23 protein-coding genes are annotated in these 24168 nt (G+C 70.9%); 12 read left to right on the top strand and 11 right to left on the bottom strand.

Going from position 1 to position 24168, the window contains the following annotated elements; genetic code table 11:
• Positions 1-28: 28 nt before the first annotated feature.
• The 3 genes from BIV23_RS22150 to BIV23_RS22140 all read right to left on the bottom strand — a co-directional run bounded on the left by BIV23_RS22150 (position 29) and on the right by BIV23_RS22140 (position 3322).
• Entirely contained in the window at positions 29-1060 is a 1032-nt protein-coding gene (locus BIV23_RS22150; RefSeq protein WP_071382648.1) for a ketoacyl-ACP synthase III, read from the bottom strand.
• A gap of 10 nt (positions 1061-1070) precedes the next feature.
• Positions 1071-2003 carry an ACP S-malonyltransferase gene (locus BIV23_RS22145; protein ID WP_071382647.1) on the bottom strand — a complete coding sequence of 311 codons (933 nt, stop codon included), beginning with the start codon at positions 2001-2003 and terminating at the stop codon, positions 1071-1073.
• A gap of 89 nt (positions 2004-2092) precedes the next feature.
• Positions 2093-3322 carry a PucR family transcriptional regulator gene (locus BIV23_RS22140; RefSeq protein WP_071382646.1) on the bottom strand — a complete coding sequence of 410 codons (1230 nt, stop codon included), beginning with the start codon at positions 3320-3322 and terminating at the stop codon, positions 2093-2095.
• Positions 3323-3414: 92 nt separating this feature from the next.
• Here BIV23_RS22140 and BIV23_RS22135 point away from each other — a divergent pair, with 92 nt between their 5' ends.
• Positions 3415-4071, top strand: coding sequence for a pirin family protein (locus BIV23_RS22135; protein ID WP_071382692.1), 657 nt, complete (start codon positions 3415-3417; stop codon positions 4069-4071).
• An 8-nt stretch (positions 4072-4079) separates the two neighbouring features.
• On the opposite strand, the gene BIV23_RS22130 is transcribed toward BIV23_RS22135, so the two are convergent.
• Positions 4080-4901 (bottom strand): serine hydrolase domain-containing protein, encoded by an 822-nt coding sequence (locus tag BIV23_RS22130; protein WP_071382645.1) that lies wholly within the window; start codon positions 4899-4901, stop codon positions 4080-4082.
• A 31-nt stretch (positions 4902-4932) separates the two neighbouring features.
• Complete coding sequence (locus BIV23_RS22125) at positions 4933-5409, bottom strand: GNAT family N-acetyltransferase (RefSeq protein ID WP_071382644.1); 477 nt, start codon at positions 5407-5409, stop codon at positions 4933-4935.
• Positions 5410-5506: 97 nt separating this feature from the next.
• On the opposite strand from BIV23_RS22125, the gene BIV23_RS22120 reads away from it, so the two are divergent.
• Positions 5507-5962, top strand: coding sequence for a MerR family transcriptional regulator (locus BIV23_RS22120; protein ID WP_071382643.1), 456 nt, complete (start codon positions 5507-5509; stop codon positions 5960-5962).
• A 32-nt stretch (positions 5963-5994) separates the two neighbouring features.
• On the opposite strand, the gene BIV23_RS22115 is transcribed toward BIV23_RS22120, so the two are convergent.
• The 3 genes from BIV23_RS22115 to BIV23_RS22105 form a co-directional block, all read right to left on the bottom strand.
• Positions 5995-6843 carry a DUF4429 domain-containing protein gene (locus tag BIV23_RS22115; protein ID WP_071382691.1) on the bottom strand — a complete coding sequence of 283 codons (849 nt, stop codon included), beginning with the start codon at positions 6841-6843 and terminating at the stop codon, positions 5995-5997.
• A gap of 66 nt (positions 6844-6909) precedes the next feature.
• Positions 6910-8127, bottom strand: a complete 1218-nt coding sequence (locus tag BIV23_RS22110; protein WP_071382642.1) for an alpha/beta hydrolase — start codon at positions 8125-8127, stop codon at positions 6910-6912.
• 83 nt (positions 8128-8210) lie between these two features.
• Positions 8211-8855, bottom strand: coding sequence for a TetR family transcriptional regulator (locus BIV23_RS22105; RefSeq protein WP_071382641.1), 645 nt, complete (start codon positions 8853-8855; stop codon positions 8211-8213).
• 66 nt (positions 8856-8921) lie between these two features.
• Here BIV23_RS22105 and BIV23_RS22100 point away from each other — a divergent pair, with 66 nt between their 5' ends.
• Complete coding sequence (locus BIV23_RS22100; RefSeq protein ID WP_071382640.1) at positions 8922-10541, top strand: MFS transporter; 1620 nt, start codon at positions 8922-8924, stop codon at positions 10539-10541.
• A 279-nt stretch (positions 10542-10820) separates the two neighbouring features.
• Here BIV23_RS22100 and aceE read toward each other — a convergent pair whose 3' ends face one another.
• Positions 10821-13568 (bottom strand): pyruvate dehydrogenase (acetyl-transferring), homodimeric type, encoded by a 2748-nt coding sequence (gene aceE / locus BIV23_RS22095; RefSeq protein WP_071382639.1) that lies wholly within the window; start codon positions 13566-13568, stop codon positions 10821-10823.
• 399 nt (positions 13569-13967) lie between these two features.
• On the opposite strand from aceE, the gene BIV23_RS22090 reads away from it, so the two are divergent.
• The 6 genes from BIV23_RS22090 to BIV23_RS22065 all read left to right on the top strand — a co-directional run bounded on the left by BIV23_RS22090 (position 13968) and on the right by BIV23_RS22065 (position 18480).
• Complete coding sequence (locus BIV23_RS22090; protein WP_071382638.1) at positions 13968-14393, top strand: DUF3052 domain-containing protein; 426 nt, start codon at positions 13968-13970, stop codon at positions 14391-14393.
• A 111-nt stretch (positions 14394-14504) separates the two neighbouring features.
• Entirely contained in the window at positions 14505-14963 is a 459-nt protein-coding gene (locus BIV23_RS22085; RefSeq protein WP_071382637.1) for a peroxiredoxin, read from the top strand.
• A gap of 139 nt (positions 14964-15102) precedes the next feature.
• Positions 15103-15678 (top strand): TerD family protein, encoded by a 576-nt coding sequence (locus BIV23_RS22080; protein WP_071370380.1) that lies wholly within the window; start codon positions 15103-15105, stop codon positions 15676-15678.
• A 103-nt stretch (positions 15679-15781) separates the two neighbouring features.
• Positions 15782-16360 carry a TerD family protein gene (locus BIV23_RS22075; protein ID WP_071370379.1) on the top strand — a complete coding sequence of 193 codons (579 nt, stop codon included), beginning with the start codon at positions 15782-15784 and terminating at the stop codon, positions 16358-16360.
• A gap of 128 nt (positions 16361-16488) precedes the next feature.
• A complete protein-coding gene (locus BIV23_RS22070; protein ID WP_071382636.1) occupies positions 16489-17628 on the top strand; it encodes a DUF475 domain-containing protein in 1140 nt (379 codons plus the stop codon).
• A 114-nt stretch (positions 17629-17742) separates the two neighbouring features.
• Positions 17743-18480 carry a TerD family protein gene (locus tag BIV23_RS22065; protein ID WP_071382635.1) on the top strand — a complete coding sequence of 246 codons (738 nt, stop codon included), beginning with the start codon at positions 17743-17745 and terminating at the stop codon, positions 18478-18480.
• Positions 18481-18492: 12 nt separating this feature from the next.
• Here BIV23_RS22065 and BIV23_RS22060 read toward each other — a convergent pair whose 3' ends face one another.
• Complete coding sequence (locus BIV23_RS22060) at positions 18493-19257, bottom strand: TerD family protein (RefSeq protein WP_071382634.1); 765 nt, start codon at positions 19255-19257, stop codon at positions 18493-18495.
• Between the two features lie 197 nt (positions 19258-19454).
• Between BIV23_RS22060 and BIV23_RS22055 the strand changes: the two genes are divergently transcribed.
• From BIV23_RS22055 to BIV23_RS22045, 3 genes are read left to right on the top strand one after another with little or no spacing between them, the layout of a single operon-like run.
• Positions 19455-20624 (top strand): HpcH/HpaI aldolase/citrate lyase family protein, encoded by a 1170-nt coding sequence (locus tag BIV23_RS22055; RefSeq protein WP_071382633.1) that lies wholly within the window; start codon positions 19455-19457, stop codon positions 20622-20624.
• Positions 20621-23071 carry a phosphoribosyltransferase gene (locus BIV23_RS22050; protein ID WP_071382632.1) on the top strand — a complete coding sequence of 817 codons (2451 nt, stop codon included), beginning with the start codon at positions 20621-20623 and terminating at the stop codon, positions 23069-23071. Before BIV23_RS22055 ends, BIV23_RS22050 begins: the two co-directional genes overlap by 4 nt.
• Positions 23071-23880: an HAD family hydrolase gene (locus BIV23_RS22045; protein WP_071382631.1), complete on the top strand. Its 810-nt coding sequence runs from the start codon at positions 23071-23073 to the stop codon at positions 23878-23880. Before BIV23_RS22050 ends, BIV23_RS22045 begins: the two co-directional genes overlap by 1 nt.
• On the opposite strand, the gene BIV23_RS46515 is transcribed toward BIV23_RS22045, so the two are convergent.
• Positions 23877-24089 (bottom strand): FmdB family zinc ribbon protein, encoded by a 213-nt coding sequence (locus tag BIV23_RS46515; RefSeq protein ID WP_079173287.1) that lies wholly within the window; start codon positions 24087-24089, stop codon positions 23877-23879. The genes BIV23_RS22045 and BIV23_RS46515 overlap by 4 nt on opposite strands.
• Between the last annotated feature and the right edge of the window lie 79 nt (positions 24090-24168).

Genomic DNA, 24168 nt, shown 5'->3' with positions numbered 1-24168 from the left:
CCGGACCGGGTGATCCGGCACGGAGTGCCTAGGGGAGGGTAACGACCGTGGCGGCGAAGACGAGACCCGCCCCGAAGCCGATGAGAAGCGCGGTGTCGCCGCTCTTCGCCTCCCCGGTCGCCAGGAGCCGCTCCATCGCGAGCGGGATCGAGGCGGCCGAGGTGTTGCCGGTGGTGCGGACGTCACGGGCGACCGTGACGTGCTCCGGCAGTTTGAGGGTCTTCACCATCGAGTCGATGATCCGCTCGTTGGCCTGGTGCGGGATGAAGACGTCCAGGTCGTCCGGGGCGATCCCGGCCGCGTCCAGCGCCTGCTGGGCGACCTTCGCCATCTCGAACACGGCCCAGCGGAACACCGCCTGGCCCTCCTGCGTGATCGCGGGGAACTTGACGTTGCCCTCGCTGTCCAGCGGCAGCTCGGAGACGTCGCCGATCCGGAAGCGGTCCCAGGCCACGGTCTGCTTGATGGTCTCCGACTTGTCGCCCTCGGAGCCCCACACCGTCGGACCGATGGCCGGCTCCTTCGAGGGGCCGACCACGACCGCGCCGGCGCCGTCGCCGAACAGGAAGGCCGTGGCCCGGTCCTCCAGGTCGGTCAGGTCGCTGAGCCGCTCCACGCCGATGACGAGCACGTACTCGGCGGAGCCCTCCACGATCATGCCCTTGGCGAGGGTGAGGCCGTAGCCGAAGCCCGCGCAGCCGGCCGAGATGTCGAAGGCGGCGGCCTTGTCCGTGCCCAGCTTGTCGGCGATCTCGGTGGCGACGGCCGGGGTCTGCTTGAAGTGCGAGACGGTCGAGACGACCACGGCACCGATCTGCTCGGCGGAGATACCGGCGTCCGCGATCGCCTTGCCGGCGGCCTCGATCGACATCGCGGCCACGGTCTCCTCGGGACCGGCCCAGTGCCGCGTCTCGATGCCGGAGCGCGAGCGGATCCACTCGTCGGACGAGTCGATCTTCTCCAGGATCACCTCGTTGGGCACCACCCGGGTCGGGCGGTAGCCGCCGACGCCGAGGATGCGCGCATACGGGGCGCCCTTGCTGGGCTTGATCTTCGCCATCTACGGCTCCTTAGGCGCCGGCGCCGGCGTGCTCTGCGATGAGCGCGCGGGCCGCTTCGAGATCGTCGGGGGTCTTCAGGGCGAGCGTCTTGACGCCGGGCAGGGCGCGCTTGGCCAGGCCGGTCAGCGTGCCGCCCGGGCACACCTCCAGCACCGCGGTGACGCCCAGCTCCTTGAAGGTCTCCATGCACAGGTCCCAGCGCACGGGGTTGGCGACCTGGCCGGCCAGCCGCTCCAGGACCTCGGCGCCGGTCGCGACGGCCTTGCCGTCCCTGTTGGAGACGTAGGTGACCTGCGGGTCGGCGGGCGTCAGCTCCGCGATGGCCTTCTCCAGCGTCTCGACGGCCGGGGCCATGTGACGGGTGTGGAAGGCGCCGGCGACCTTCAGCGCGACGACCTTGCGGACGCCCTCGGGCTTGTCCTCGGCCAGCGCGGCCAGCTCCGCCAGCGTGCCCGCCGCGACGATCTGGCCCGCGCCGTTGATGTTCGCCGGGGTCAGGCCCAGCTTCTCCAGGTGCGGGACGGTCACCTCGGGGTCGCCGCCGAGCAGCGCCGCCATGCCGGTCTCGGTGATCGCGGCGGCGTCGGCCATCGCCAGACCCCGCCGGCGGACCAGACGCAGCGCGTCGGTGTCGCCCAGGATCCCGGCGAAGGCGGCCGCGGTGATCTCACCGACGCTGTGGCCCGCGACCGCGCCCGGCGCGACGTCGGCGATGTCACCGAGTGCCGCGGCGGACAGCAGGCCGGCGGCGACCAGCAGCGGCTGGGCCACGGCCGTGTCACGGATGGCGTCGGCGTCGGCCGCGGTGCCGTAGTGGACCAGGTCCAGGTCGATGGCGTCCGACCAGGCGGCGACGCGGTCCTTGGCGCCGGGCAGTTCGAGCCAGGGGGTCAGGAAGCCGGGCGTCTGGGCGCCCTGGCCGGGAGCGACGAGTACGAGCACTCTCACACTCTCTCTTGGGGACGGCCGGAGCCGCCCGTGGGGACAGGGACGAAGAACACGGGGGCGTTTTGTGGACCCCCGACAAAACCCTATGTCTGAGGTTCGCCGTCGACCAGACGCCCCAGGATGAGCGCGATCCGCAGCGTGAAGGCGGATCGTACATCCGAGGGTGACCAGCCGGTGACGTCAGTCACACGTCGAAGCCGGTAGCGCACGGTGTTCGGGTGAACGAAGAGCATGCGGGCCGCGCCCTCCAGACTGCTCGCCTGCTCCAGGTAGACACTCAACGTTTCCAGGAGCGCCGAGCCCGCTTCCTCCAACGGTCTGTAGATCTCCTCCACCAGCTGCTCGCGGGCGCCCGGATCGCCCGCGATGGCGCGCTCCGGCAGGAGATCGTCCGCCAGCACCGGCCGCGGCGCGTCCTGCCAGGCGGAACAGGCCTTCAGCCCGGCGGCGGCGGCCTGCGCGGACCGGGTGGCGGCCAGCAGGTCCGGTACGACGGGCCCGGCGACGACCGGACCGGCGGCGAACGGGCCGATCAGCGACTTGGCGACGGCGAGCGGATTGTCGCTCCCGCCCGCGATGACGACGAGCCGGTCCCCGAGGACCCCGGTGAGCACCTGGAGCTTGGCGTGCCGGGCGGCCCGCCGGATGGCCTCCACGGTCAGCTCGCTGTCCCCGTCGGGCGCGGTCCCGAGGACCACGCACACATGCTCGGGCGAGTTCCAGCCGAGCGCGGCCGCCCGGCTGACGGCCCCCTCGTCGGCCTCCCCGCTGAGCACGGCGTTCACGACCAGCGACTCCAGCCGCGCGTCCCAGGCACCGCGTGCCTCGGCGGCCTGGGCGTACACCTGGGCGGTGGCGAAGGCGATCTCGCGGGCGTACACGAGCAGAGCCTCGCGCAGCACTCGCTCGTCGCCGGGAGCGGCCACCTCGTCGATGGCGCTCTCCATGACCTCGATGGTGGTCCGCACCATCTCCACGGTCTGGCGCAGCGTGATGGCCCGGGTCAGCTCGCGCGGCGCGGTCCCGAAGACGTCGGTGGAGATCGCCTGCGGGGCGTCCGGGTGCCGGAACCACTCGGTGAACGCGGCGATGCCCGCCTGGGCCACGAGCCCGATCCAGGAACGGTTCTCCGGTGGCATCGCCCGGTACCACGGCAGCGTCTCGTCCATCCGCGCGATGGCCTGCGCGGCGAGTGATCCGGAGGACTTCTCCAGCCGCTTCAGGGTCGCGGAGTGCTGGTGGACGTCGTGTGCGCGGTGATCGGCGCGGGAATCCGCGTGGGGATCGCTGCTGCGGGATTCGGGTTCGGGCACGGGGACAAGACTGCCTTATCCGGACGACCCCGTGCGCCGCAGGGTGGGAGGCAGGGGAGAGGGGGAGGTGCGGCGGGGCTACCGTGGTGCCCGTGATCGAGGTACGGCGCGCCGCCGAGCGCTATCGCGGAGGGGACCCGGAGGCCGGGATCGACACCTGGCACGCCTTCTCCTTCGGTCCGCACTACGACCCCGGCAACCTGCGCTTCGGCGCCGTGATCGCCTGCAACGAGGAGCACCTCGCGCCCGGCGCCGGCTTCGACGAACACCCGCACAGCCACACCGAGATCGTCACCTGGGTGATCGAGGGCGAGCTGACCCACCGCGACTCCGCGGGCCACGAGACGACGGTCCGCCCCGGCGACGTGCAGCACCTCGGCGCCGCGGCGGGCGTCCGCCACGTGGAACGCAACGACGGCGCGGTCCCGCTGGTCTTCCTCCAGATGTGGCTGGCGCCGACGGAGCCGGGCGGCGACCCGTCGTACGCCATCGTCCCGGGCATCGCCGACTCCACGCCCTACGCCCTCCCGGCGGCCGGCGCCATGCTCCACGTCCGCCGCCTGGCCCCGGGGGAGCGGACGGCGGTCCCGGACGGGGCGTACGTCTACGTCCATGTGATCCGGGGCACGGTCCGGCTGGCGCAGGAGGAGCTGGCGGCGGGCGACTCGGCCCGGATCACCGGGGCGAAGGACCTGGCGGCGCTGGGGGCCACGGAGGCGGAGCTGCTGATGTGGGAGATGGCGGGGTGACGGCCGGTTCAGCCGCGCACTTCCGCCAGCACCGCGTCCGTGAACACCGGCCACGCCTCGATCGCCCAGGGCCCGAACGCGCGGTCCGCCAGGGCGACCCCCGCCACGCCCGCGTCCGGGTCGACCCACAGGAACGTACCCGCCTGACCGAAGTGGCCGAAGGTCCGCGGGGACGACGAACTCCCCGTCCAGTGCGGTGACTTGGCGTCGCGGATCTCGAAGCCCAGCCCCCAGTCGTTCGGGTTCTGGTGGCCGTAGCCCGGCAGGACGCCCTTCGTCCCCGGGTACTGCACCGTCATCGCCTGCGCTACCGTCCGCGGATCCAGCAGCCGGGGCGCCTGCACCTCCGCCGCGAACCGCAGCAGGTCCGCGACCGTGGACACCCCGTCCTTGGCGGGAGAGCCCGCCAGCGACGTCGACGTCATCCCCAGCGGCTCCAGCACCGCCTGCCGCAGATACTCGGCGAACGGAATGTCCGTGGCCTCGGCGATGTGGTCGCCGAGCTGCTCGAAGCCGGCGTTGGAGTACAGCCGCCGCTCCCCGGCCGGCGCCGTCACCCGGTGCTCGTCGAAGGCCAGCCCGGAGGTGTGCGCGAGCAGGTGCCGCACGGTCGCACCGGGCGGACCGGCCGGCTCGTCCAGCTCGATCGCGCCCTCCTCGTACGCCACGAGCGCCGCGTACGCCGCCAGCGGCTTGGTGACCGAGGCGAGCGGAAAGCGGTGCTCGACGGGTCCGTGCGTGCCGAGGACGGTCCCGTCGGCCCGTACGACACCCGCCGCCGCGGTGGGTACGGGCCAGTTCTCGATCGACGCGAGGCTCTTCAGCGACATGGGGAACGACATGGGGGCGAGCCTATGCGGCTCACAGCCGCAGCCGCATCGACGGGTCGGGGTCACGGGTGAAGCCGAGGGAGGCGTACAGCGGTTCGGCCTCCGGGGAGGCGTTGAGCAGCACGTGCCCGGCGCCCCGCGCGCGGAACCAGGCCAGCAACTCCTCCATGCACGCGCGCGCGTACCCGCGCCGCCGGGCGTCCGGGTCGGTCGCCACGCTGAAGACGTACCCGACGCGGCCGTGCGGGTTGCCGGCCTTGCCGATGCGGTACTCCAGCGTCCCGGCCACCAGCGCGGCCAGCGACCCCGGCCGGTCGGGGTGGTCCACGACGAAGGCCGCGAAGTCCCCGTCGTCCTCGGCCAGCCGCGCGCGCAGTGTCGGCAGGGACGCCGTGTGCCAGTCGGTCGATCCGTCAGGTCCCGCGATCGGCAGCGCGTCCAGCATGACCTGGCGCAGCCGCAGCACTTCCACGGCGTCCTCGGGCAGGGCCCGGCGTACAAGACTCATGCGGCGCACGCTAACCAACCGCCCCGGCGTACGTCCCTCGTATTTCTTACCGGGTTCCGCTTGCCTGGAGTGCACTCGAAGGTCATAGCGTGGGGCCATGACGGTGATGCAGACCAAGCCGGCGGACACCGCGCGCACGGCCCCCGCAGACATCTGCTCCGCCCCACCCCGACGCCATCCCCGCCCCGACGGCCAGGACCGCTACACGATCAGCGAGGTCGTCGCGTTCACCGGCCTGACCGCGCACACCCTGCGCTGGTACGAGCGGATCGGGCTGATGCCGCACGTCGACCGCTCCCACACCGGCCAGCGCCGCTACAGCAACCGCGACCTGGACTGGCTGGACTTCGTGACCAAGCTGCGGCTGACGGGCATGCCGGTGGCGGACATGGTGCGGTACGCGGAGCTGGTGCGGGAGGGCGAGAGCACGTACGCCGAGCGCCAGGAACTGCTGGAGTCGACCCGCAGGGACGTCCTGACCCGTATCGCGGAACTGCACGACACCCTGTCCGTCCTGGACCACAAGATCAGCTTCTACGCGGCGGGGAAGTGATCCCGAGCCCCTGACCCGGATCCCCCGAACCGCTACAGCTCGGCCAGCAACTCGGCCTTCTTGGAGGAGAATTCCTCGTCGGTGACCAGTCCGGCCTGGTGCAGCTCCCCGAGATGCCGGATCCGCTCGGCGATGTCGGCGGGGTCCCGCCGCGCCGGGGCCGGTACCACCGGTACCGGCCCCCTCGTGCGTACGGCCGCCAGGACGGCCGCGGCGAACGGCAGCGACTCGTGCACCGGGCCGTACCCCAGCCCGAAGACCACGGCCGCCGGGTCCTGGTCGGCCTGCGGCGCCGCCGCCGAGTCTGCCGAGCGCCTGATCAGCCGCAGATGACCCTCGAAGACCTCCGGCGAGCGCCACTGCACCCCGCTGAGGTCGGCGACCGCGAAGCTCTGGTCGCCCGCCTTCCACTTCGCCGAGGACGCGCCCGTCCAGGACCAGCGGAACTGCACGGCGGTCCCGTCGAAGGAGGCCTTCCCGTCGTAGGCCTTGAAGTGCAGCGGCACCTCGGGCGCGGCCACCAGGTGACGGTCGACCGGCCCGGACCCGGTCAGCAGCCCCTTCAGCTCGTCCACGTAGTACTCGGCGAGCATCTCCCGCTCGGCCGGCAGCACCAGCCGGTACGGATCGGAGCCGTCCTTGAGCTGCCCGTCGGCCGCCTCCAGCAGCGGATCGGCGCCGGCGCGCGGCAGCAGCCGCAGGACGACGGTGCCGCGCTTGCCCGGGGCGAGGCTCACGTCCTCGACAGCCGACAGCGGGATACGCCGCTCGCCGAGCGCCTGGAACAGCTTCGGTGTCCGAATCCCCCGTTCGTAACGGATGAGCACGGAGTCGGACTCGAACTCCCAGACGGCATGAAATCCCGCCAGTACGTCACCCATGCGGCTCATCGTATGCGGCACGTCCTCCTCCGTCGCCACCCGCGCAGACCGCACTTCCTGCTGTTTCTACGCGCGTCCGGCCGTAGCCGTGCCGGGCGCACCGGCCCGGCACGCGTCGTTGTCCCGGGCACACGTCACCGCGTCGTACGCGCCGACGCCGACGGCGGCGAGGTTGCGCAGGCTGTCCGTGCCCGGCTGGAAGTAGCCGGCGTGGCCCTGGGCGTCCCGGGCCGACAGCACGCGCGCGCCGAACGCCGAGGACACCGGGTCGGCACCGTGCCCGAGCCCGCCCAGCTCCAGGTACGGCACGTCCTGGATCCAGTCGGTGGCGTCCCGCATCGCCCACACCCGGGCGCCGGTGCGCAGATGCGAGGCCTCGGAGACCCGCATGCCGGGGCTCGCGGCCACCGCTATGTCGGACACCCGGCGGGGCATGTCGTGCGCGGCGACGCCGCAGAGCACCGAGCCGTAGCTGTGGCAGATCGTCGTCACCGGCGCCGTGCCGGGCAGGGCGTCCAGCAGGGCGTTCAGCCGCAGGGCCCCCTCCGCCGCGCGCAGACCGGTGGCCGCGTCCACGCCGAGCCCGTCGGGCGCGGTGTAGTCGGCCCAGGCGATCACGGCCGTACGGGTGCCGGGGCTCGCCTCGCGCTCCTGCGCGTACAGCGCCTCGGCCATGCCGACCGGGGCGGTGTACGGGCGGTTGGTCTTCTGGAACGTGAGCAGGTCGGTGTCGACGCCGGGGACGACGACCGAGATCCGCCGGGCCGCGTCCAGGTTTCCGAACACCTCGGCGATCCGGCCCGTGCCCTCGGGGTCGAAGGAGAGGATCTGCCGGCCGGGCGTGAGCAGGGAGTCGTAGCGGTGCATGCGCCGGCCCGCGTCCTGGTGCCCGGCCGCGCTGAGCCGGCTGTCGTGCATGCGCTCCTGCTCGACCTTGCGGGCCTGCTCCATCGCGATGCGGTTGGCGCTGTAGCGCAAGGTGACCGGGGCGCCGTTGATGTTGCCGACCGCGAGCGGATAGCGGTGGGCGAGGCGGCTCTGGTCCGCGGGGGAGAGCGACGCGAAGAAACGGGTGAGCCGCGCCGGGTCGGTCTCGGGGTCCGGCAGGTGGTGGCCGTGCAGCCGGCCGTGCCCCCACGCGGAGAGCGAGGCCTGAAGGGCCGTCGACTCCCGGTGGCTGCGCAGGGCGGTCCAGCCGGTGGTCGCGAGCATCACGAACACCACGGCCAGCGCCAGGAGTGCGCGCCAGACGTTCAGTTGCGGGGAGGTGTCGAAGGAAGTCACTGGGAGGACACACTAGGAGAACGAGACGGTCTCGCGGTAACCGAGTGACAGGTATCACGTTTCGTCGAAGATCGAACGCCCTGTCAGTCCGGCCTACCGGCCCCGCTCGCACGCCAGTTGCCGGTGAGCGCCGGACCCACCAGATCGAGGTGGGACGCGGTGAGTTGACGGATCGACTCCAGGCTGAAGTCCTCGCCCGTGCACCACTGCCGCTCGGTGACCCTTATCACGCCGCCGAACACGGCCACCGCCAGCCTCGGCCGGGGGTCGGTGTCAGGGTCGACGCCCTCGCGCTCGGCCAGCAGCCGCGCGATCGTCTCCTCGGTCGCGGCCGAGCGGCGCAGATGCGCGGCGAGCAGCGCCGGCGTCGACTCGATCGTGCGGTACATGCGCAGATACAGCTCGACCGGCACCGCCGACTCGACCGTCTCGCGGATCGCGTCCCAGCCCTCCAGCACCGCCTGGCGCAGCGCCTCCATCGGGGACTCGTGCGCGGGCCGCGTCCGTACGCACGCCAGGAAGTGCTGTTCGGTCATGTCCTGCACCGCGAACGCCGCGTCCTCCTTGCCGGCGAAGTACCGGAAGAAGGTGCGCTGCGAGACGTCGGCGGCCTCGGCGATCTCGTCGACGGTGGTGTGCTCGTACCCCTGGGTGGTGAACAGTTCGAGGGCGGCTCGCAGCAGCGACTCCCGGGTGCGCTGTTTCTTGCGTTCGCGCAGAGTTTTCACACGTGTCAGTTACTGACATGTGAAATTGTTTGTCAACTGTCAGTGGCTGTCACTAGCCTCGAACGTATGACTAGTCAGACCACTCTCGACGCCTCGGGGGCGGGGGACGGGGCGCCGGCGGCCCCGCTCGAGGCGCCCCCTTCCACAGGGCTGCGCGGCCATCCGTGGTTCACCCTCATCACGGTCGCCGTAGGGGTCATGATGGTGGCCCTCGACGGCACCATCGTGGCCATCGCGAACCCCGCGATCCAGAAGGACCTCGACGCGAGCTTCGCCGACGTCCAGTGGATCACCAACGGATACTTCCTCGCCCTCGCGGTCTCCCTGATCACCGCGGGCAAGCTCGGCGACCGCTTCGGGCACCGCCAGACCTTCCTGATCGGCGTGACCGGCTTCGCCGCCGCCTCCGGCGCCATCGGGCTGTCCGACAGCATCGCCGTCGTCGTCACCTTCCGCGTCTTCCAGGGCCTGTTCGGCGCCCTGCTGATGCCGGCCGCGCTCGGCCTGCTGCGGGCCACCTTCCCGGCCGAGAAGCTCAACATGGCGATCGGCATCTGGGGCATGGTGATCGGCGCCTCCACCGCGGGCGGCCCGATCCTCGGCGGCGTCCTCGTCGAGCGCGTCAGCTGGCAGTCCGTGTTCTTCATCAACGTGCCGGTCGGCGCCGTCGCCCTGGTCCTCGGCCTGCTGATCCTGCTCGACCACCGCGCAGAGAACGTCCCGCGCTCCTTCGACGTCCTTGGCATCGCACTGCTCTCCGGCGCCATGTTCTGCCTGGTCTGGGCGCTCATCAAGGCCCCGTCGTGGGGCTGGGGCGACGGGAGGACCTGGGCGTTCGTCGCCGCCTCGGTCCTGCTCTTCGTGCTCTTCTCGGTCTGGGAGACGAAGGTCGCCGAACCGCTGATCCCCCTCGGGCTGTTCCGCTCGGTCCCGCTCTCGGCGGGTGTGGTCCTGATGGTCCTGATGGCCATCGCCTTCATGGGCGGCCTGTTCTTCGTGACGTTCTACCTCCAGAACGTGCACGGGCTGACCCCGATCAAGGCCGGTCTGCACCTGCTGCCGCTCACCGGCATGATGATCGTCGGCTCGCCGCTGGCCGGCGCCGCGATCACCAAGCTCGGCCCGCGCATCCCGCTGGCCGGCGGCATGGCCGCGACCGCCGTCGCGATGTACGGCATGTCGACGCTCAAGGCCGACACCGGCAGCGCTGTCATGTCGATCTGGTTCGCGCTGCTCGGCCTCGGCCTCGCGCCGGTCATGGTCGGCGCCACCGAGGTCATCGTCGGCAACGCCCCCATGGAGCTGTCCGGTGTCGCGGGCGGCCTCCAGCAGGCGGCCATGCAGATCGGCGGCAGCCTCGGTACGGCCGTGCTCGGCGCCGTGATGGCCTCCAAGGTGGACAGCGATCTGGCGGGCAACTGGACGGGGGCGGGGCTGCCGAAGCTGACCCCGGCCCAGCTGGGCCAGGCCTCCGAGGCGGTCCAGGTCGGTGTGGCGCCGCTGCCCAAGGGCACGCCGGAGCCGGTCGCCGCGAAGATCACCGAGGTCGCGCACCACACGTTCATCTCCGGGATGAGCCTCGCCTCCCTGGTCGCGGCGGGCGTGGCGGCGGTCGCCGTCCTCGTCGCGCTGCTCACCAAGCGGGGCGCGAACGCCGAGGCGGGCGCGGGCGTGGGTCACATCTGACGCCGATCCGGGCGGAGTTCACCTATCAGGGTGACGCCGCTCAAGATCCCTCGCACCGGGCGCGCGCCGCAGGTCACAGTGGGTCAAGTCCTCCGCAGGGCATGGGAGGACGGCCGGGCCACGGCGCGCGCTGCGGAGGGGGCAGTGCGCGCTTGGCCGACGGAGCCGCAACTCCCCGAGGGGCGCGGGGAACCGCGCGACCGGCCACGCAGTCACCCGCACCCGACCACGAGCCCGCAGGCCCTCCCCGGTCGCCGTCGGCCGAAGCGAAGCGCAGCGTTACGCGTCGCCGCCCGCCGCACCCGGATGCGCGGCGGTGACATCCAGCAATTGGTACCGGTCGACGGCCTGCTTCAGCACGGACCGGTCGACCTTGCCCTCCCGGGCCAGCTCGGTCAGGACCGCCACCACGATCGACTGCGCGTCGATGTGGAAGAACCGCCGCGCCGCGCCCCGGGTGTCGGCGAAGCCGAAGCCGTCCGCGCCCAGCGACTGGTACGTGCCCGGCACCCACCGCGCGATCTGGTCCGGAACCGAGCGCATCCAGTCGGACACGGCCACGAACGGCCCCTCGGCGCCGCCGAGTTTGCGTGTCACGTACGGTACGCGCTGCTCCTCCTCCGGGTGGAGCAGGTTGTGCTCCTCGCACGCCACCGCCTCGCGGCGCAGCTCGTTCCAGGAGGTGGCCGACCAGACGTCGGCGCGTACGTTCCAGTCCTCGGCGAGGATCCGCTGCGCCTCCAGCGCCCACGGCACCGCCACGCCCGACGCCATGATCTGCGCCGGGATCGAACCCGCCGTGCCCGGACCGATCCGGTGGACGCCCTTGAGGATGCCCTCGACGTCCACGTCCGTCGGCTCGGCCGGGTGCCGGATGGGCTCGTTGTAGACGGTCAGGTAGTAGAAGACGTCCTCGCCGTGCGGGTGTTCGGCGTCGCCGCCGTACATCCGGCGCAGGCCGTCCTGCACGATGTGCGCGATCTCGTACGCGTACGCCGGGTCGTAGGCCACGCACGCCGGGTTGGTCGAGGCGAGCAACTGCGAGTGGCCGTCGGCGTGCTGGAGGCCCTCACCGGTCAGGGTCGTACGGCCGGCGGTCGCGCCCAGCACGAAACCGCGCGCCAGCTGGTCGGCCATCTGCCAGAACTGGTCGCCCGTGCGCTGGAAACCGAACATCGAGTAGAAGACGTACACCGGGATCAGCGGCTCGCCGTGCGTGGCGTAGGCCGAGCCCGCCGCGATCAGGGACGCCGTGCAGCCCGCCTCGGAGATGCCGTCGTGCAGCATCTGGCCGGTCGGCGACTCCTTGTAGGCGAGCAGCAGTTCGCGGTCCACCGACTCGTACTGCTGGCCCAGCGGGTTGTAGATCTTCGCGCTCGGGAAGAAGGAATCCATGCCGAACGTGCGGTACTCGTCCGGCGCGATCAGCACGAAGCGCCGGCCGATCTCCTTGTCCCGCATGAGGTCCTTGAGGAGCCGGACGAACGCCATCGTCGTCGCGATGGACTGCTGTCCCGTGCCCTTCTTCACCGTCGCGTACGTCTTGTCGTCCGGCAGCGGCAGCGGCTGGGAGCGCACGACGCGCGTCGGGACGTACCCGCCGCACTGCTTGCGCATGTCGTGCATGTACTGGATCTCGTCGGTGTCCCGGCCCGGGTGGTAGTACGGCGGCGGGCCCGACTCCAGCTGCTGGTCGGTGATCGGCAGGTGCAGCCGGTCGCGGAAGCGTTTGAGGTCGTCGACCGTCAGCTTCTTCATCTGGTGCGTGGCGTTGCGGCCCTCGAAGTTGGGTCCCAGCGTCCAGCCCTTGATCGTCTTGGCCAGGATGACCGTCGGCTGGCCCTTGTGCTCCTTGGCCGCCGTGAACGCCGCGTAGATCTTGCGGTGGTCGTGACCGCCGCGGCCCAGGTGCAGGATCTGGTCGTCGGTCATGTTCTCGACCATGGCGCGCAGCCGGTGGTCGTCGCCGAAGAAGTGGTCCCGGATGTAGGCGCCCGACTCCGTGGCGTACGTCTGGAACTGGCCGTCCGGGGTGTTGTTCATCTTGTTGACGAGGATGCCGTCCCGGTCCTGCGCGAGCAGCGGGTCCCAGGTGCGGTCCCAGATCAGCTTGATCACGTTCCAGCCGGCGCCCCGGAAGATCGACTCCAGCTCCTGGATGATCTTGCCGTTGCCGCGTACCGGGCCGTCCAGCCGCTGCAGGTTGCAGTTGACCACGAAGGTCAGGTTGTCCAGGCCCTCGCGGGCCGCGATGGACAGCTGGCCGAGCGACTCCGGCTCGTCCATCTCGCCGTCGCCGAGGAACGCCCACACATGGGAGCCGGAGGTGTCGGCGATGCCGCGCGCCTCCATGTAGCGGTTCATCCGGGCCTGGAAGATCGCGCCGAGCGGGCCGAGGCCCATGGAGACCGTCGGGAACTCCCAGAAGTCCGGCATCGAGCGCGGGTGCGGGTAGCTGGACAGGCCGTTCGGGTACTTCGACTTCTCCTGGCGGAAGCCGTCGAGCTGCTCCTCGGTGAGCCGGTCGAGCAGGTACGCGCGCGCGTAGATGCCGGGGGAGGCGTGGCCCTGGAAGAAGACCTGGTCGCCGCCCTTGCCGTCGTCCTTGCCGCGGAAGAAGTGGTTGAAGCCGACGTCGTACAGCGAGGCGGACGAGGCGAAGGTGGCGATGTGGCCGCCGACGCCGATGCCGGGGCGCTGGGCGCGCGAGACCATCACGGCCGCGTTCCACCGGGTCGCGTTGAGGATCCTGCGCTCGATCTCCTCGTTGCCCGGGAAGAACGGCTCGCTCTTGGTCGGGATCGTGTTGACGTAGTCCGTGCTGCGCATCTCGGGTACGGCCACGCGCTTCTCGCGGGCCCGCTCGATCAGGCGGAGCATGAGATAGCGGGCCCGCTCCCGGCCGCGCTCGTCCACGGCGGCGTCGAGGGAGTCGAGCCACTCCTGGGTCTCTTCGGGATCGAAGTCAGGAACCTGACTCGGAAGGCCGCCAATGATGATCGGGTTGCGATCGGATCCGGAAGCCACGCTGTTCCTTACCTGTCAGAGGGCCGTTTTTCTGCTGTTTTCTGCTGTTCTCTGCTTGTCCGCACCTGCCTACACCGTTCCCCATCGTCTACCTCGGGGCCGCGTACGTCATCTCCGCCAGTGATTTCCGTCGAGCGAAGTCGAGGGAAGCCGAGGAGAGCCGAGAGGGGAGTGCCGGGAGAGGGGACCCGCAAAACAGGCAAATGCGTGTGATTTGGGTCACTCTGGATCGGGGCGTGGTGCCAGAAGTTGCGGTGACAAGGTCGGGATCGTCACCGTTTCGGCGGTCCGGAGGGCCGGGTACTTGCGCGATCCGCCCCGCACGTGTGGACTACGGCCAAGCATCACGCGCACGCGCGTGGCTGAGTTGTTCCCAAAGACATGATCAGGAGGCAGACCGTGAGCGCGACCGCGGACCACGCGGAGACGAGCCTGGCCGTCAGGCTGGGGTTCCAGCCCGACCAGGTGGTCCAGGAGATCGGCTACGACGAAGACGTCGACCAGGAACTCCGTGAGTCCATCGAGCAGGTCACCGGCACCGAGCTGGTGGACGAGGACTACGACGACGTGGCCGATGCCGTGTTGCTGTGGTTCCGTGACGAGGACGGCGACCTGACGGACGCGCTGGTCGATGCCATCGGGTTCCTCGAAGAGGACGGCCACATCGTCCTGCTGACGCCGAAGACCGGCCGGGACGGGTACGTCGAACCCAGCGACATCAACGAGGCGACGCAGACGGCCGGCCTGTCGCAGACCAAGAGCATCAGCGCGGGCAAGGACTGGAACGGCACCAAGCTGCTGTCCCCGAAGGGCGCCAAGCGCTGACGGTCTCCCGCAGGTGAACGAGGCGGGGGCGGCGGTCCCTCCGGGTGACCGCCGCCCCCGTCGCCGTAGGCTGTTCTCCTCCGAACAGCCCACCGAAAGGGAAACATCCCGATGGCGATCCAGGTCGGCGACAAGGCCCCTGATTTCGAGCTCAAGGACAACCACGGCGCCACCGTGAAGCTCTCGGACTTCCGCGGCGAGAAGAAGGTCGTCCTGCTCTTCTACCCCTTCGCCTTCACCGGTGTGTGCACCGGCGAGCTGTGCGAGCTGCGCGACAACCTGCCGAAGTTCGCCGACCGCGACACCCAGGTGCTCGCCGTCTCCAACGACTCCATCCACACCCTGCGTGTCTTCGCCGAGCAGGAGAGCCTGGAGTACCCGCTGCTGAGCGACTTCTGGCCGCACGGCAACGTCTCGCGCGCGTACGGCGTCTTCGACGAGGACAAGGGTTGCGCCGTGCGGGGCACCTTCATCATCGACAAGGAGGGCGTCGTGCGCTGGACCGTGGTCAACGGTCTGCCGGACGCGCGTGACCTGGACGAGTACGTGAAGGCGCTCGACACCCTGTAGGCCGACCGTGGGCCGACACCTGTGCGTCGTCGGGTCCAGGGTCTGCGGGGGGCGGGAACCCGTCACTAGGATCGGCACGTTGATCCCGTATCCGAAGCACGACGGGGCTCCCCGCCCCTGGACACCACATGGAGGACTCGTGGGAGTCAGCCTCAGCAAGGGCGGCAACGTATCGCTGACGAAGGAGGCCCCGGGCCTGACCGCGGTCCTCGTCGGTCTGGGCTGGGACGCCCGCACCACGACCGGCAGCGACTTCGACCTCGACGCCAGCGCGCTGCTGCTGAACAACGCCGGCAAGGTCGCGAGCGACCAGCACTTCGTCTTCTTCAACAACCTCAAGAGCCCCGACGGCTCCGTCGAGCACACCGGTGACAACCTCACCGGTGAGGGCGAGGGCGACGACGAGGCCATCAAGGTCAACCTGGCCGGCGTCCCGGCCGACATCGAGAAGATCGTCTTTCCGGTGTCGATCTACGACGCGGAGAACCGCCAGCAGTCCTTCGGCCAGGTCCGCAACGCCTACATCCGGGTGCTGAACCAGGCCGGCGGCCAGGAGATCGCCCGCTACGACCTGAGCGAGGACGCCTCCACCGAGACCGCGATGGTCTTCGGCGAGCTGTACCGGAACGGCGCGGAGTGGAAGTTCCGCGCCATCGGCCAGGGCTACGCGTCCGGGCTGCGCGGCATCGCCCAGGACTTCGGCGTCAACGTCTGACGACCGGCGTCCGACCCCGCAACCGTCCGGCGCCGCACCGTTTAGGGGCGGCGCCGGACGCGCAGGACAACCAGAGAAGCACCACTAGGGGAGGACCACCATCATGGGCGTCACGCTCGCCAAGGGAGGCAACGTCTCCCTCTCCAAAGCCGCACCCAACCTCACGAACGTCATGATCGGGCTCGGCTGGGACGCGCGGTCCACCACCGGCGCCCCCTTCGACCTGGACGCCAGCGCGCTGCTGTGCGGCGCCGGCAACCGGGTGCTGGGCGACGAGTGGTTCGTCTTCTACAACCAGCTCAAGAGCCCCGACGGCTCCGTCGAGCACACCGGTGACAACCTCACCGGTGAGGGCGAGGGCGACGACGAATCGATTCTGGTCGACCTCGCCAAGGTCCCGCCGCAGTGCGAGAAGATCGCCTTCCCCGTCTCGATCCACATGGCGGACGAGCGCGGTCAGACCTTCGGCCAGGTCTCCAACGCGTTCATCCGCGTGGTCAACCAGGCCGACGGCCAGGAGCTGGCGCGCTACGACCTGAGCGAGGACGCCTCCACCGAGACCGCCATGATCTTCGGCGAGCTCTACCGCTACCAGGGCGAATGGAAGTTCCGCGCCGTCGGCCAGGGCTACGCGTCCGGACTGCGCGGCATCGCCCTCGACTTCGGGGTGAACGTTTCGTAGCGGTTGGTACCGCCGGTAGGGTGCACCTCTAGACTCGGGTCAACGTTTCGCAAAGCCGAGTACGGCGCGGGGGAGACCCGCCCCCAGACTTCGTCTGGGCGGTGCCCCCAAAGATGATTGGGTAGCCAGTGCTTCTGAAAACCTTCGGCTGGTCGTTCGCGGTCACCGCGCTCGGCCTCGTCGCCGCAGTCTTCTACGGAGGCTGGGAGGCCTTCGGGGTCGTGGCGATCCTCGCTGTTCTCGAGATCTCCCTGTCCTTCGACAACGCCGTGGTCAACGCCGGAATCCTGAAGAAGATGAACGCCTTCTGGCAGAAGATCTTCCTCACGGTCGGCGTCCTGATCGCCGTGTTCGGCATGCGGCTGGTCTTCCCCGTCGTCATCGTGGCCATCACGGCGAAGCTCAACCCCTACGACGCCGTCCACCTGGCGCTCACGGACAAGGACCAGTACCAGCAGCTGGTCACCGACGCCCACCCGGCGATCGCCGCCTTCGGCGGGATGTTCCTGCTGATGATCTTCCTCGACTTCATCTTCGAGGACCGGGACATCCAGTGGCTGCAATGGATCGAGCGGCCCCTGGCCAAGCTCGGCAAGGTCGACATGCTGTCGGTCTGCATCGCCCTGATCGTCCTGCTGATCACCTCCTTCACCTTCGCCACGCACGCCCACCAGCACGGCGGCGCCCACGTCGACAAGGCCCAGACGGTCCTGATCTCCGGCATCGCCGGCCTGATCACGTACATGATCGTCGGCGGTCTGTCCGGCTACTTCGAGGACCGGCTGGAGGAAGAGGAGGAGCGCGAGCACGAGGAGGAGGAAGAGGCCGCCCGCACCGGCAAGAAGAAGTCGGCGGTGCTGCTGGCCGGCCAGGCCGCGTTCTTCATGTTCCTCTACCTGGAGGTCCTGGACGCGTCCTTCTCCTTCGACGGTGTGATCGGCGCCTTCGCCATCACCAACGACATCGTGATGATGGCCCTCGGCCTCGGCATCGGCGCGATGTACGTCCGCTCGCTCACGGTCTACCTGGTCCGCCAGGGCACCCTCGACGACTACGTCTACCTGGAGCACGGCGCCCACTACGCCATCGGCGCCCTGGCCGTGATCCTCATGGTCACCATCCAGCACGAGATCAACGAGGTCATCACCGGTCTCGTCGGTGTCGTCCTGATCGCCCTGTCCTTCTGGTCCTCCGTCCGCCGCAACCGCGCGCTCGAGGCAGCCGGCGAGGGCAGTGACGCCCCGGCCGAGGTGTCCTCAGGGGTGTGACGCCCCCGCGGGTGAGGAACGCTCTGAACGGGGCGGCCGGCGCGGGCCGGCCGCCCCGTCGGCGTGCGGGGGCGACGACGTACCGGTGTACAGCCACGTGACCTGGGGGCGGGAATGGGTTTCTTCGACGGACTGCGGGGCGCCAGCGCCGCCAACTTCGACTCGGGTGAGGCCGCGACCGGCTCCATCCAGATGTCCGTCCGGCACCACACGGTGTCCCTCACCAAACAGGGCGCGGCCACGGGCAACCTGCGGGTCAACCTGACCTGGCGGATGCGCACGTCCGACGACTTCGACACCGCCCCGCGTGCCGGCCTCTTCCGGCACCCCTTCAGGGCGCTCAAACCGCCGGAGGTGCTCGGGCACGGCCAGAGCATGGTCAACGTCGACCTCGACCTCGGCTGCCTGTACGAGCTGGCCGACGGCACGAAGGGCGTCGTCCAGCCGCTCGGCAACCTCCTCGGCGACGTCAACGCCCCGCCGTACATCAAACTCAGCGGCGACGACCGGTTCGGCTCGGCGTCGGGCGAGACGATGTACGTCAACCTCGACCACCGCGACCAGATCAAACGCCTGCTGGTCTTCGTCTACATCTACGACCAGACCCCGGCCTTCGACCGTACCCACGCCATCGTCACGCTCTACCCCAGCAACGGCCCGCGCATAGAGATCGGCCTCGACGAGCGCCATCCGCAGGCGCGCTCGTGCGCCGTCGTGATGATCGAGAACGTGAAGGACGAACTGCTCGTGCGCCGCGAGGTGAAGTTCGTGTACGGCTTCCAGGGCGAGCTGGACCGGCTGTACGGGTGGGGTCTGCAGTGGGGCCGGGGCTACAAGACGGCGGACCGGTGAGGGCGGGTCCCCTCACCGCCCGATGAACTGGGGCCCCTGCGGCGGCAGCCGGAAGTTCGGGTCCAGCGGCCCGGCGGGCACCGGCACGGGCTGCGGCTGGGGGTAGCCGTACGCCGGCGCGGCCGACGTCGGCTGCGGATAGCCGTACGCGGGCGGCTGCTGCGGCACGACCGAGGTCGGCTGCTCGGGCGGCAGCGGCTGGGAGGCCGTGAGCTCCGGCTCCGGCTCGGCCCCCTCCGACTCGTCCACCGAGATGCCGAAGTCCGTCGCGAGGCCCTTCAGCCCGTCCTGGTACCCCTCGCCCAGCGCGCGGAACTTCCAGCCCTCCCCGCGCCGGTACAGCTCACCGCAGATCATCGCCGTCTCCGCGCCGGTCTCCGGCTTGATCTCGAAGGTGGCCAGCGGCTCCCCGTCGGCGCCCGCGTCGTACAGCAGGATGCACAGCGCCGGCACCTGGTCGAACGTGACGCCGTCCGCGGAGGCGACGAGCACGATCCGCCCGACGCTCGGCTCGACACCGGAAAGGTCTGACTGGATCGTGTCCGTCAGCCCCTCGGTGACCCGCTTCTTGCCGAGCCGCCACACCTTTCCGGACGGGTGCCGGGGCTGGTTGTAGAAGACGAAGTCCTCGTCCGAGCGCACGCGGCCGTCGGGGCCCAGCAGCAGGGCCGAGGCGTCCACGTCCGGGACCCCCTGCCCGGGCGTCCAGCGCAGCACGGCGCGGACCGTGGTGGCCTCCAGCGGGACGTTCGACCCCTTCAGCATGGCGTGCGTCATGCGGTCATCCTGCCCTCTCGGTCCTGGTCACGACAATGCGGGGGGCAAGCGGGGCAGGGCCGCGGACGGCCGCCGACACAAGCGGGTTACCGGAAGTTCATGACCGCAGGGAACCCAGGACATGGGTCCCTACGTACTATTACCAGCCACCTTTTACCGAACCCACAGACTCGGGCTCGCGCCCATGGGGGAGTCCTATGCGTCATTTCGGGCACATCGCCCCCGAGGTGCGGCAGCGCCTTTTCCACCGGGAGCCGGCCGCGTTCACCGCCGACTCCCCGGCCCGGCTGCTCGCCGCAGCCCTCGGCGCCACCCTGTACAGCCCGGCCACCCGGCCGCGGCTCGCCGACGACATCGTCAAACAGGCCGGGAACGGCGTGATCTCGATGGTGCTGTGCCTGGAGGACTCCATCGACGACGCGGACGTCGTGGCCGGCGAGGAGAACCTCGTCCGCCAGTTCGCCGACCTCGCCGCCCGGCCCGGCTGCGAGCCGCCGCTGCTCTTCATCCGGGTGCGCGCCCCCGAGCAGATACCCGACCTCGTACGACGGCTCGGCGCGTCCGTCCGGCTGCTGTCCGGATTCGTGCTGCCCAAGTTCACCGAGGAGCGCGGCATCCCGTTCCTGGAGGCCCTGACGGCCGCCGAGGCCGAGAGCGGCCGCCGGCTGTTCGCCATGCCCGTCCTGGAATCCCCCGAGCTGCTCTACCGCGAGTCCCGGGTGGACACCCTGGAGGGCGTCTTCCGCGCGGTCGACAAGTTCCGCGACCGGGTGCTCGCGCTGCGCCTCGGCGTCACCGACTTCTGCTCCTCCTACGGCCTGCGCCGCGCCCCCGACATGACCGCCTACGACGTGCAGATCGTCGCCTCGGTGATCGCCGACGTCGTGAACATGCTGGGCCGGGCCGACGGCACCGGATTCACCGTGACCGGGCCCGTGTGGGAGTACTTCCGCCTCTCCGAGCGCATGTTCAAGCCCCAGCTGCGGCAGAGCCCCTTCCTGGAGGTGCAGGCCGTCGAGCTGCGCGAGAAGCTGATCGAGCACGCCATGGACGGACTGCTGCGGGAGATCTCCCTCGACCACGCCAACGGCCTGCTCGGCAAGACCTGCATCCACCCCTCCCATGTGCTGCCCGTGCACGCGCTGTCCGTGGTCAGCCACGAGGAGTACAGCGACGCCCAGGACATCCTGAGGCCGGAACGCGGCGGCGGAGGAGTCCTCAGGTCGGCCTACACGAACAAGATGAACGAAGTGAAGCCGCATCGCGCCTGGGCCGAGCGGACCCTGCTGCGCGCCGAGGCGTTCGGCGTGGCCCACGAGGACGTCGGCTTCGTGGAGCTGCTCGCCGCCGGGATAAGGGACGTATGAGGAACGCAGTGAACGACGGGGTCTGGTCCGGCGGTTGGGTCGCGCAGCGGCTCGGGGTCGAGCTCGTGGGGGACGACGGGCTGCGGTCCCTGCTGGGGCTCGCGCTGCGGCGCAACCCCAAGCGGGCCCATCTGCTGGTGTCGAACGTCCTCGGCAAGCACGTGCCGCAGTCGCCCTCCGTGGTCTACGGGCACGGGGTCCGGCTGGGCCGCCGGGTGGCCGGTCTGCTCGGCGGGGCGCAGGCGGCCCGAGCGGTCGTCCTCGGGTACGCGGAGACGGCGACCGGGCTGGGCCACGCCGTCGCCGACGGGCTCGGTACGGCGCCGTACCTGCACTCCACGCGGCGGCCGGTCGCCGGGGTCGCCCGCGCGGGCGGCTTCGAGGAGTCGCACTCGCACGCCACCTCGCATCTGCTGCTGCCGGAGGATCCCGCGCTGCTGGCCGGTGACGGTCCGCTGGTGCTGGTCGACGACGAGTTCTCGACCGGCAACACCGTGCTGAACACGGTGCGTGATCTGCATGACCGGTATCCGCGGGAGCGGTATGTGGTGGTCGCGCTGGTCGACATGCGGTCGGCGCAGGACGTCGACCGGATGAAACGGTTCGCCACGGAGATAGGGGCGCGGGTGGACCTGGTCGCCGCCGCGTCCGGGACGGTGCGGCTGCCGCCGGACGTCCTGGAGAAGGGGCGGCAGCTGGTTTCCCGCCACGAGGACGCCGGGTGCGCGCCCGCCGCGGCCGACCGGACGCCCCCGTACGGCCGAATAGAACTCCACTGGCCGCACCGCCTCCCCGACGGCGGGCGGCACGGGTTCACCCCCGCCCATCGCGCCCGCCTCGAAGCCGCCCTTCCCGGGATGGCCGCCCGGCTCGCCGACGCCCTGCCCGCCGCCCGCCGCGTCCTCGTCCTCGGCTTCGAGGAGCTGATGTACGCCCCGCTGCGGCTCGCCCGGGAGCTGGAGCGGATCACGGAGGCCGAGGTGCGGTTCTCCACCACCACCCGGTCGCCCGTGCTCGCGCTGGACGACCCCGGCTACGCCATCCGCACCCGCCTGGTCTTCCCCGCCCACGACGACCCGGCCGACGGGCCCGGCGAGCGGTACGCCTACAACGTCGCCGGCGCGGGGTTCGACGCCGTCGTCGCCGTGGTCGACTCCGTCGCCGACACCCCGGCCCTGCATGCGCCCGACGGGCTGGCGGCCCAGCTCGCGGCGCACGTCCCGCACGTCCTGCTCGCGGTCGTCCCGTCCTACGTCCCCGAGCCCCAGCACGCTCCCGAAAGGCCGGCCATGCTGCCCGAGCCCCTCCGCGGCCCCGCATTCTCCTCGTACGCGCCCGACGACGTCGGCTGGCTCCTCCAGGACCTCTCCGACGTGACCCTGGAGGCGCCGACGGAGGAGCGGGAGGAGGCCATCCAGAGCGGCGGGGCGCACTACGCCGAGTCGCTGCCGGTGGAGTACCAGCCCAGCGAGCAGTACCAGGAGCTGTTCCAGGCCGCCCTCGACGCCTCCGCCGCCCGGATCGCGCAGGCCGTCGGGGTGGTGACGGAGACGGTGCTCGCCCAGAGGTCGCCGCGGCCGGTGCTGGTGTCGCTGGCGCGGGCCGGCACCCCGGTCGGCGTCCTCATGCGCCGCTGGGCGCGGTTCCGGCACGGGCTCGACCTGCCGCACTACGCCGTCTCCATCGTGCGCGGCCGGGGCATCGACGCCACCGCGCTGCGCTGGCTGGCCGCGCACCACGACCCGCGGGACGTCGTCTTCGTGGACGGCTGGACCGGCAAGGGCGCGATCACCCGGGAACTCGCCCTGGCCGTCGAGGAGTTCGAGCGGGCGGAAGGCGCCGGCGGCTTCGACCCGGAGATCGCCGTCCTCGCCGACCCGGGCTCCTGCGTGCGCACCTACGGCACCCGGGAGGACTTCCTCATCCCCTCGGCCTGCCTCAACTCCACGGTCTCCGGCCTGATCTCCCGTACGGTGCTGCGCGCCGACCTGGTGGGTCCGGACGACTTCCACGGCGCCAAGTTCTACCGTGAACTCGCCGGCTCCGACGTCTCCGTGGCCTTCCTCGACGCCGTCGCCGCCCGCTTCCCGGAGGTCGCCGACGCGGCCGGGACCGCCGCCAAGGAACTGATGGCCGAGGACCGCACCCCGACCTGGGCGGGCTGGCGGGCCGTCGAGCGGATCAGCGAGGAGTACGGCATCCACGACGTCAACCTCGTCAAGCCCGGCGTCGGCGAGACCACCCGGGTGCTGCTGCGCCGGGTGCCCTGGAAGATCCTGGCCCGTGCGGGCGCGGGCGCCGACCTCGACCACGTACGCCTGCTCGCCGAGCAGCGGGGCGTACCCGTCGAGGAGGTCGGCGAGCTGCCGTACACCTGCGTCGGGCTGATCCACCCCAGGTACACCCGCGGCGCCACGGGCGCCGACGGCAGGGCGGTGAACGTCTGATGCCGGTGCTGGTGGCGAGCGACCTCGACCGTACGCTGATCTACTCCTCGGCGGCCCTCGCGCTGACCATGCCGGACGCCCGGGCGCCCCGGCTGCTGTGCGTGGAGGTGCACGAGGCGAGGCCGCTGTCGTATCTGACGGAGACGGCCGCCCAGCTGCTGACCGACCTCGGGGACGCGGCCGTCTTCGTGCCGACGACCACGCGGACCCGCAAGCAGTACCAGCGGATCAATCTGCCGGGACCGCCCCCCACGTACGCGATCTGTGCCAACGGCGGCCATCTGCTGGTCGACGGGGTCACCGACGCCGACTGGCACGCGCGCGTGCAGGCGCGCCTCGCGGACGAGTGCGCGCCGCTGGCGGAGGTGCACGATCATCTGGCGCGGACGGCCGACCCGGCGTGGCTGCGCAAGCACCGGGTCGCCGAGGAGCTGTTCACCTACCTGGTGGTGGAGCGCGAGCTGCTGCCCGAGGAGTGGGTGAAGGAGCTGGCGGCCTGGGCGGAGGGGCGGGGCTGGACGGTCTCGCTCCAGGGCCGCAAGCTCTACGCCGTCCCGCAGCCGCTCACCAAGAGCGCCGCGGTCCGCGAGGTGGCCCGCCGCACGGGCGCGGACCTCACGCTGTCCGCCGGTGACTCCCTGCTGGACGCAGACCTCCTGCTCGCCGCCGACCGGGGCTGGCGTCCCGGCCACGGCGAGCTGGCCGACACGGGGTGGACGGCACCGGGGATCACCGCGCTGCCGGAGCGGGGGGTCCTCGCGGGGGAGCGAATTCTCAGGGAATTCTTGAAGTCCGCCCGGCAGACTTAGCCGCAGCACCCTCCGCCGCAGCAGCCGCCCCCGCCGCCACCGGCCGCGGGGGCGGGCGCCGCCGTACCCCCGACCGCCACGGTGGACAGCAACTTCACCGTGTCGTCATGGCCGCCCGGGCACGAGGCGGGTGCGGCCGACTCCGCCATCGGTCGGCTCAGTTCGAACGTGTCGCCGCAGGTCCGGCAGCGGTACTCATAGCGAGGCATGGGCCCAGGGTAGCCGCCGGGGCCCGGTTCGGGCTCTTGTGATCCAGGTGTGATCCATATCGAACCGGCTTCTTCACAG

This window comes from Streptomyces monashensis (genome assembly GCF_001866665.1).
Taxonomy (GTDB): Bacteria; Actinomycetota; Actinomycetes; order Streptomycetales; family Streptomycetaceae; genus Streptomyces; species Streptomyces monashensis.
The sequence above is the reverse complement of the archived record's forward strand: the minus strand, read 5'-3'. Positions and strand labels throughout refer to the sequence as shown.

What these genes read in the sequence shown, in the direction of transcription:
- BIV23_RS22115 (WP_071382691.1), bottom strand. Translation starts at nt 6,843, where the DNA reads ATGGGTGACGTACTGGCGGGATTTCATGCCGTCTGGGAGTTCGAGTCC.
- BIV23_RS22100 (WP_071382640.1), top strand. Translation starts at nt 8,922, where the DNA reads ATGACTAGTCAGACCACTCTCGACGCCTCGGGGGCGGGGGACGGGGCG.
- BIV23_RS22075 (WP_071370379.1), top strand. Translation starts at nt 15,782, where the DNA reads ATGGGCGTCACGCTCGCCAAGGGAGGCAACGTCTCCCTCTCCAAAGCC.
- BIV23_RS22125 (WP_071382644.1), bottom strand. Translation starts at nt 5,409, where the DNA reads ATGAGTCTTGTACGCCGGGCCCTGCCCGAGGACGCCGTGGAAGTGCTG.
- BIV23_RS22085 (WP_071382637.1), top strand. Translation starts at nt 14,505, where the DNA reads ATGGCGATCCAGGTCGGCGACAAGGCCCCTGATTTCGAGCTCAAGGAC.
- BIV23_RS46515 (WP_079173287.1), bottom strand. Translation starts at nt 24,089, where the DNA reads ATGCCTCGCTATGAGTACCGCTGCCGGACCTGCGGCGACACGTTCGAA.
- BIV23_RS22130 (WP_071382645.1), bottom strand. Translation starts at nt 4,901, where the DNA reads ATGTCGCTGAAGAGCCTCGCGTCGATCGAGAACTGGCCCGTACCCACC.
- BIV23_RS22060 (WP_071382634.1), bottom strand. Translation starts at nt 19,257, where the DNA reads ATGACGCACGCCATGCTGAAGGGGTCGAACGTCCCGCTGGAGGCCACC.
- BIV23_RS22150 (WP_071382648.1), bottom strand. Translation starts at nt 1,060, where the DNA reads ATGGCGAAGATCAAGCCCAGCAAGGGCGCCCCGTATGCGCGCATCCTC.
- BIV23_RS22050 (WP_071382632.1), top strand. Translation starts at nt 20,621, where the DNA reads ATGAGGAACGCAGTGAACGACGGGGTCTGGTCCGGCGGTTGGGTCGCG.
- BIV23_RS22055 (WP_071382633.1), top strand. Translation starts at nt 19,455, where the DNA reads ATGCGTCATTTCGGGCACATCGCCCCCGAGGTGCGGCAGCGCCTTTTC.
- BIV23_RS22120 (WP_071382643.1), top strand. Translation starts at nt 5,507, where the DNA reads ATGACGGTGATGCAGACCAAGCCGGCGGACACCGCGCGCACGGCCCCC.
- BIV23_RS22045 (WP_071382631.1), top strand. Translation starts at nt 23,071, where the DNA reads ATGCCGGTGCTGGTGGCGAGCGACCTCGACCGTACGCTGATCTACTCC.
- BIV23_RS22065 (WP_071382635.1), top strand. Translation starts at nt 17,743, where the DNA reads ATGGGTTTCTTCGACGGACTGCGGGGCGCCAGCGCCGCCAACTTCGAC.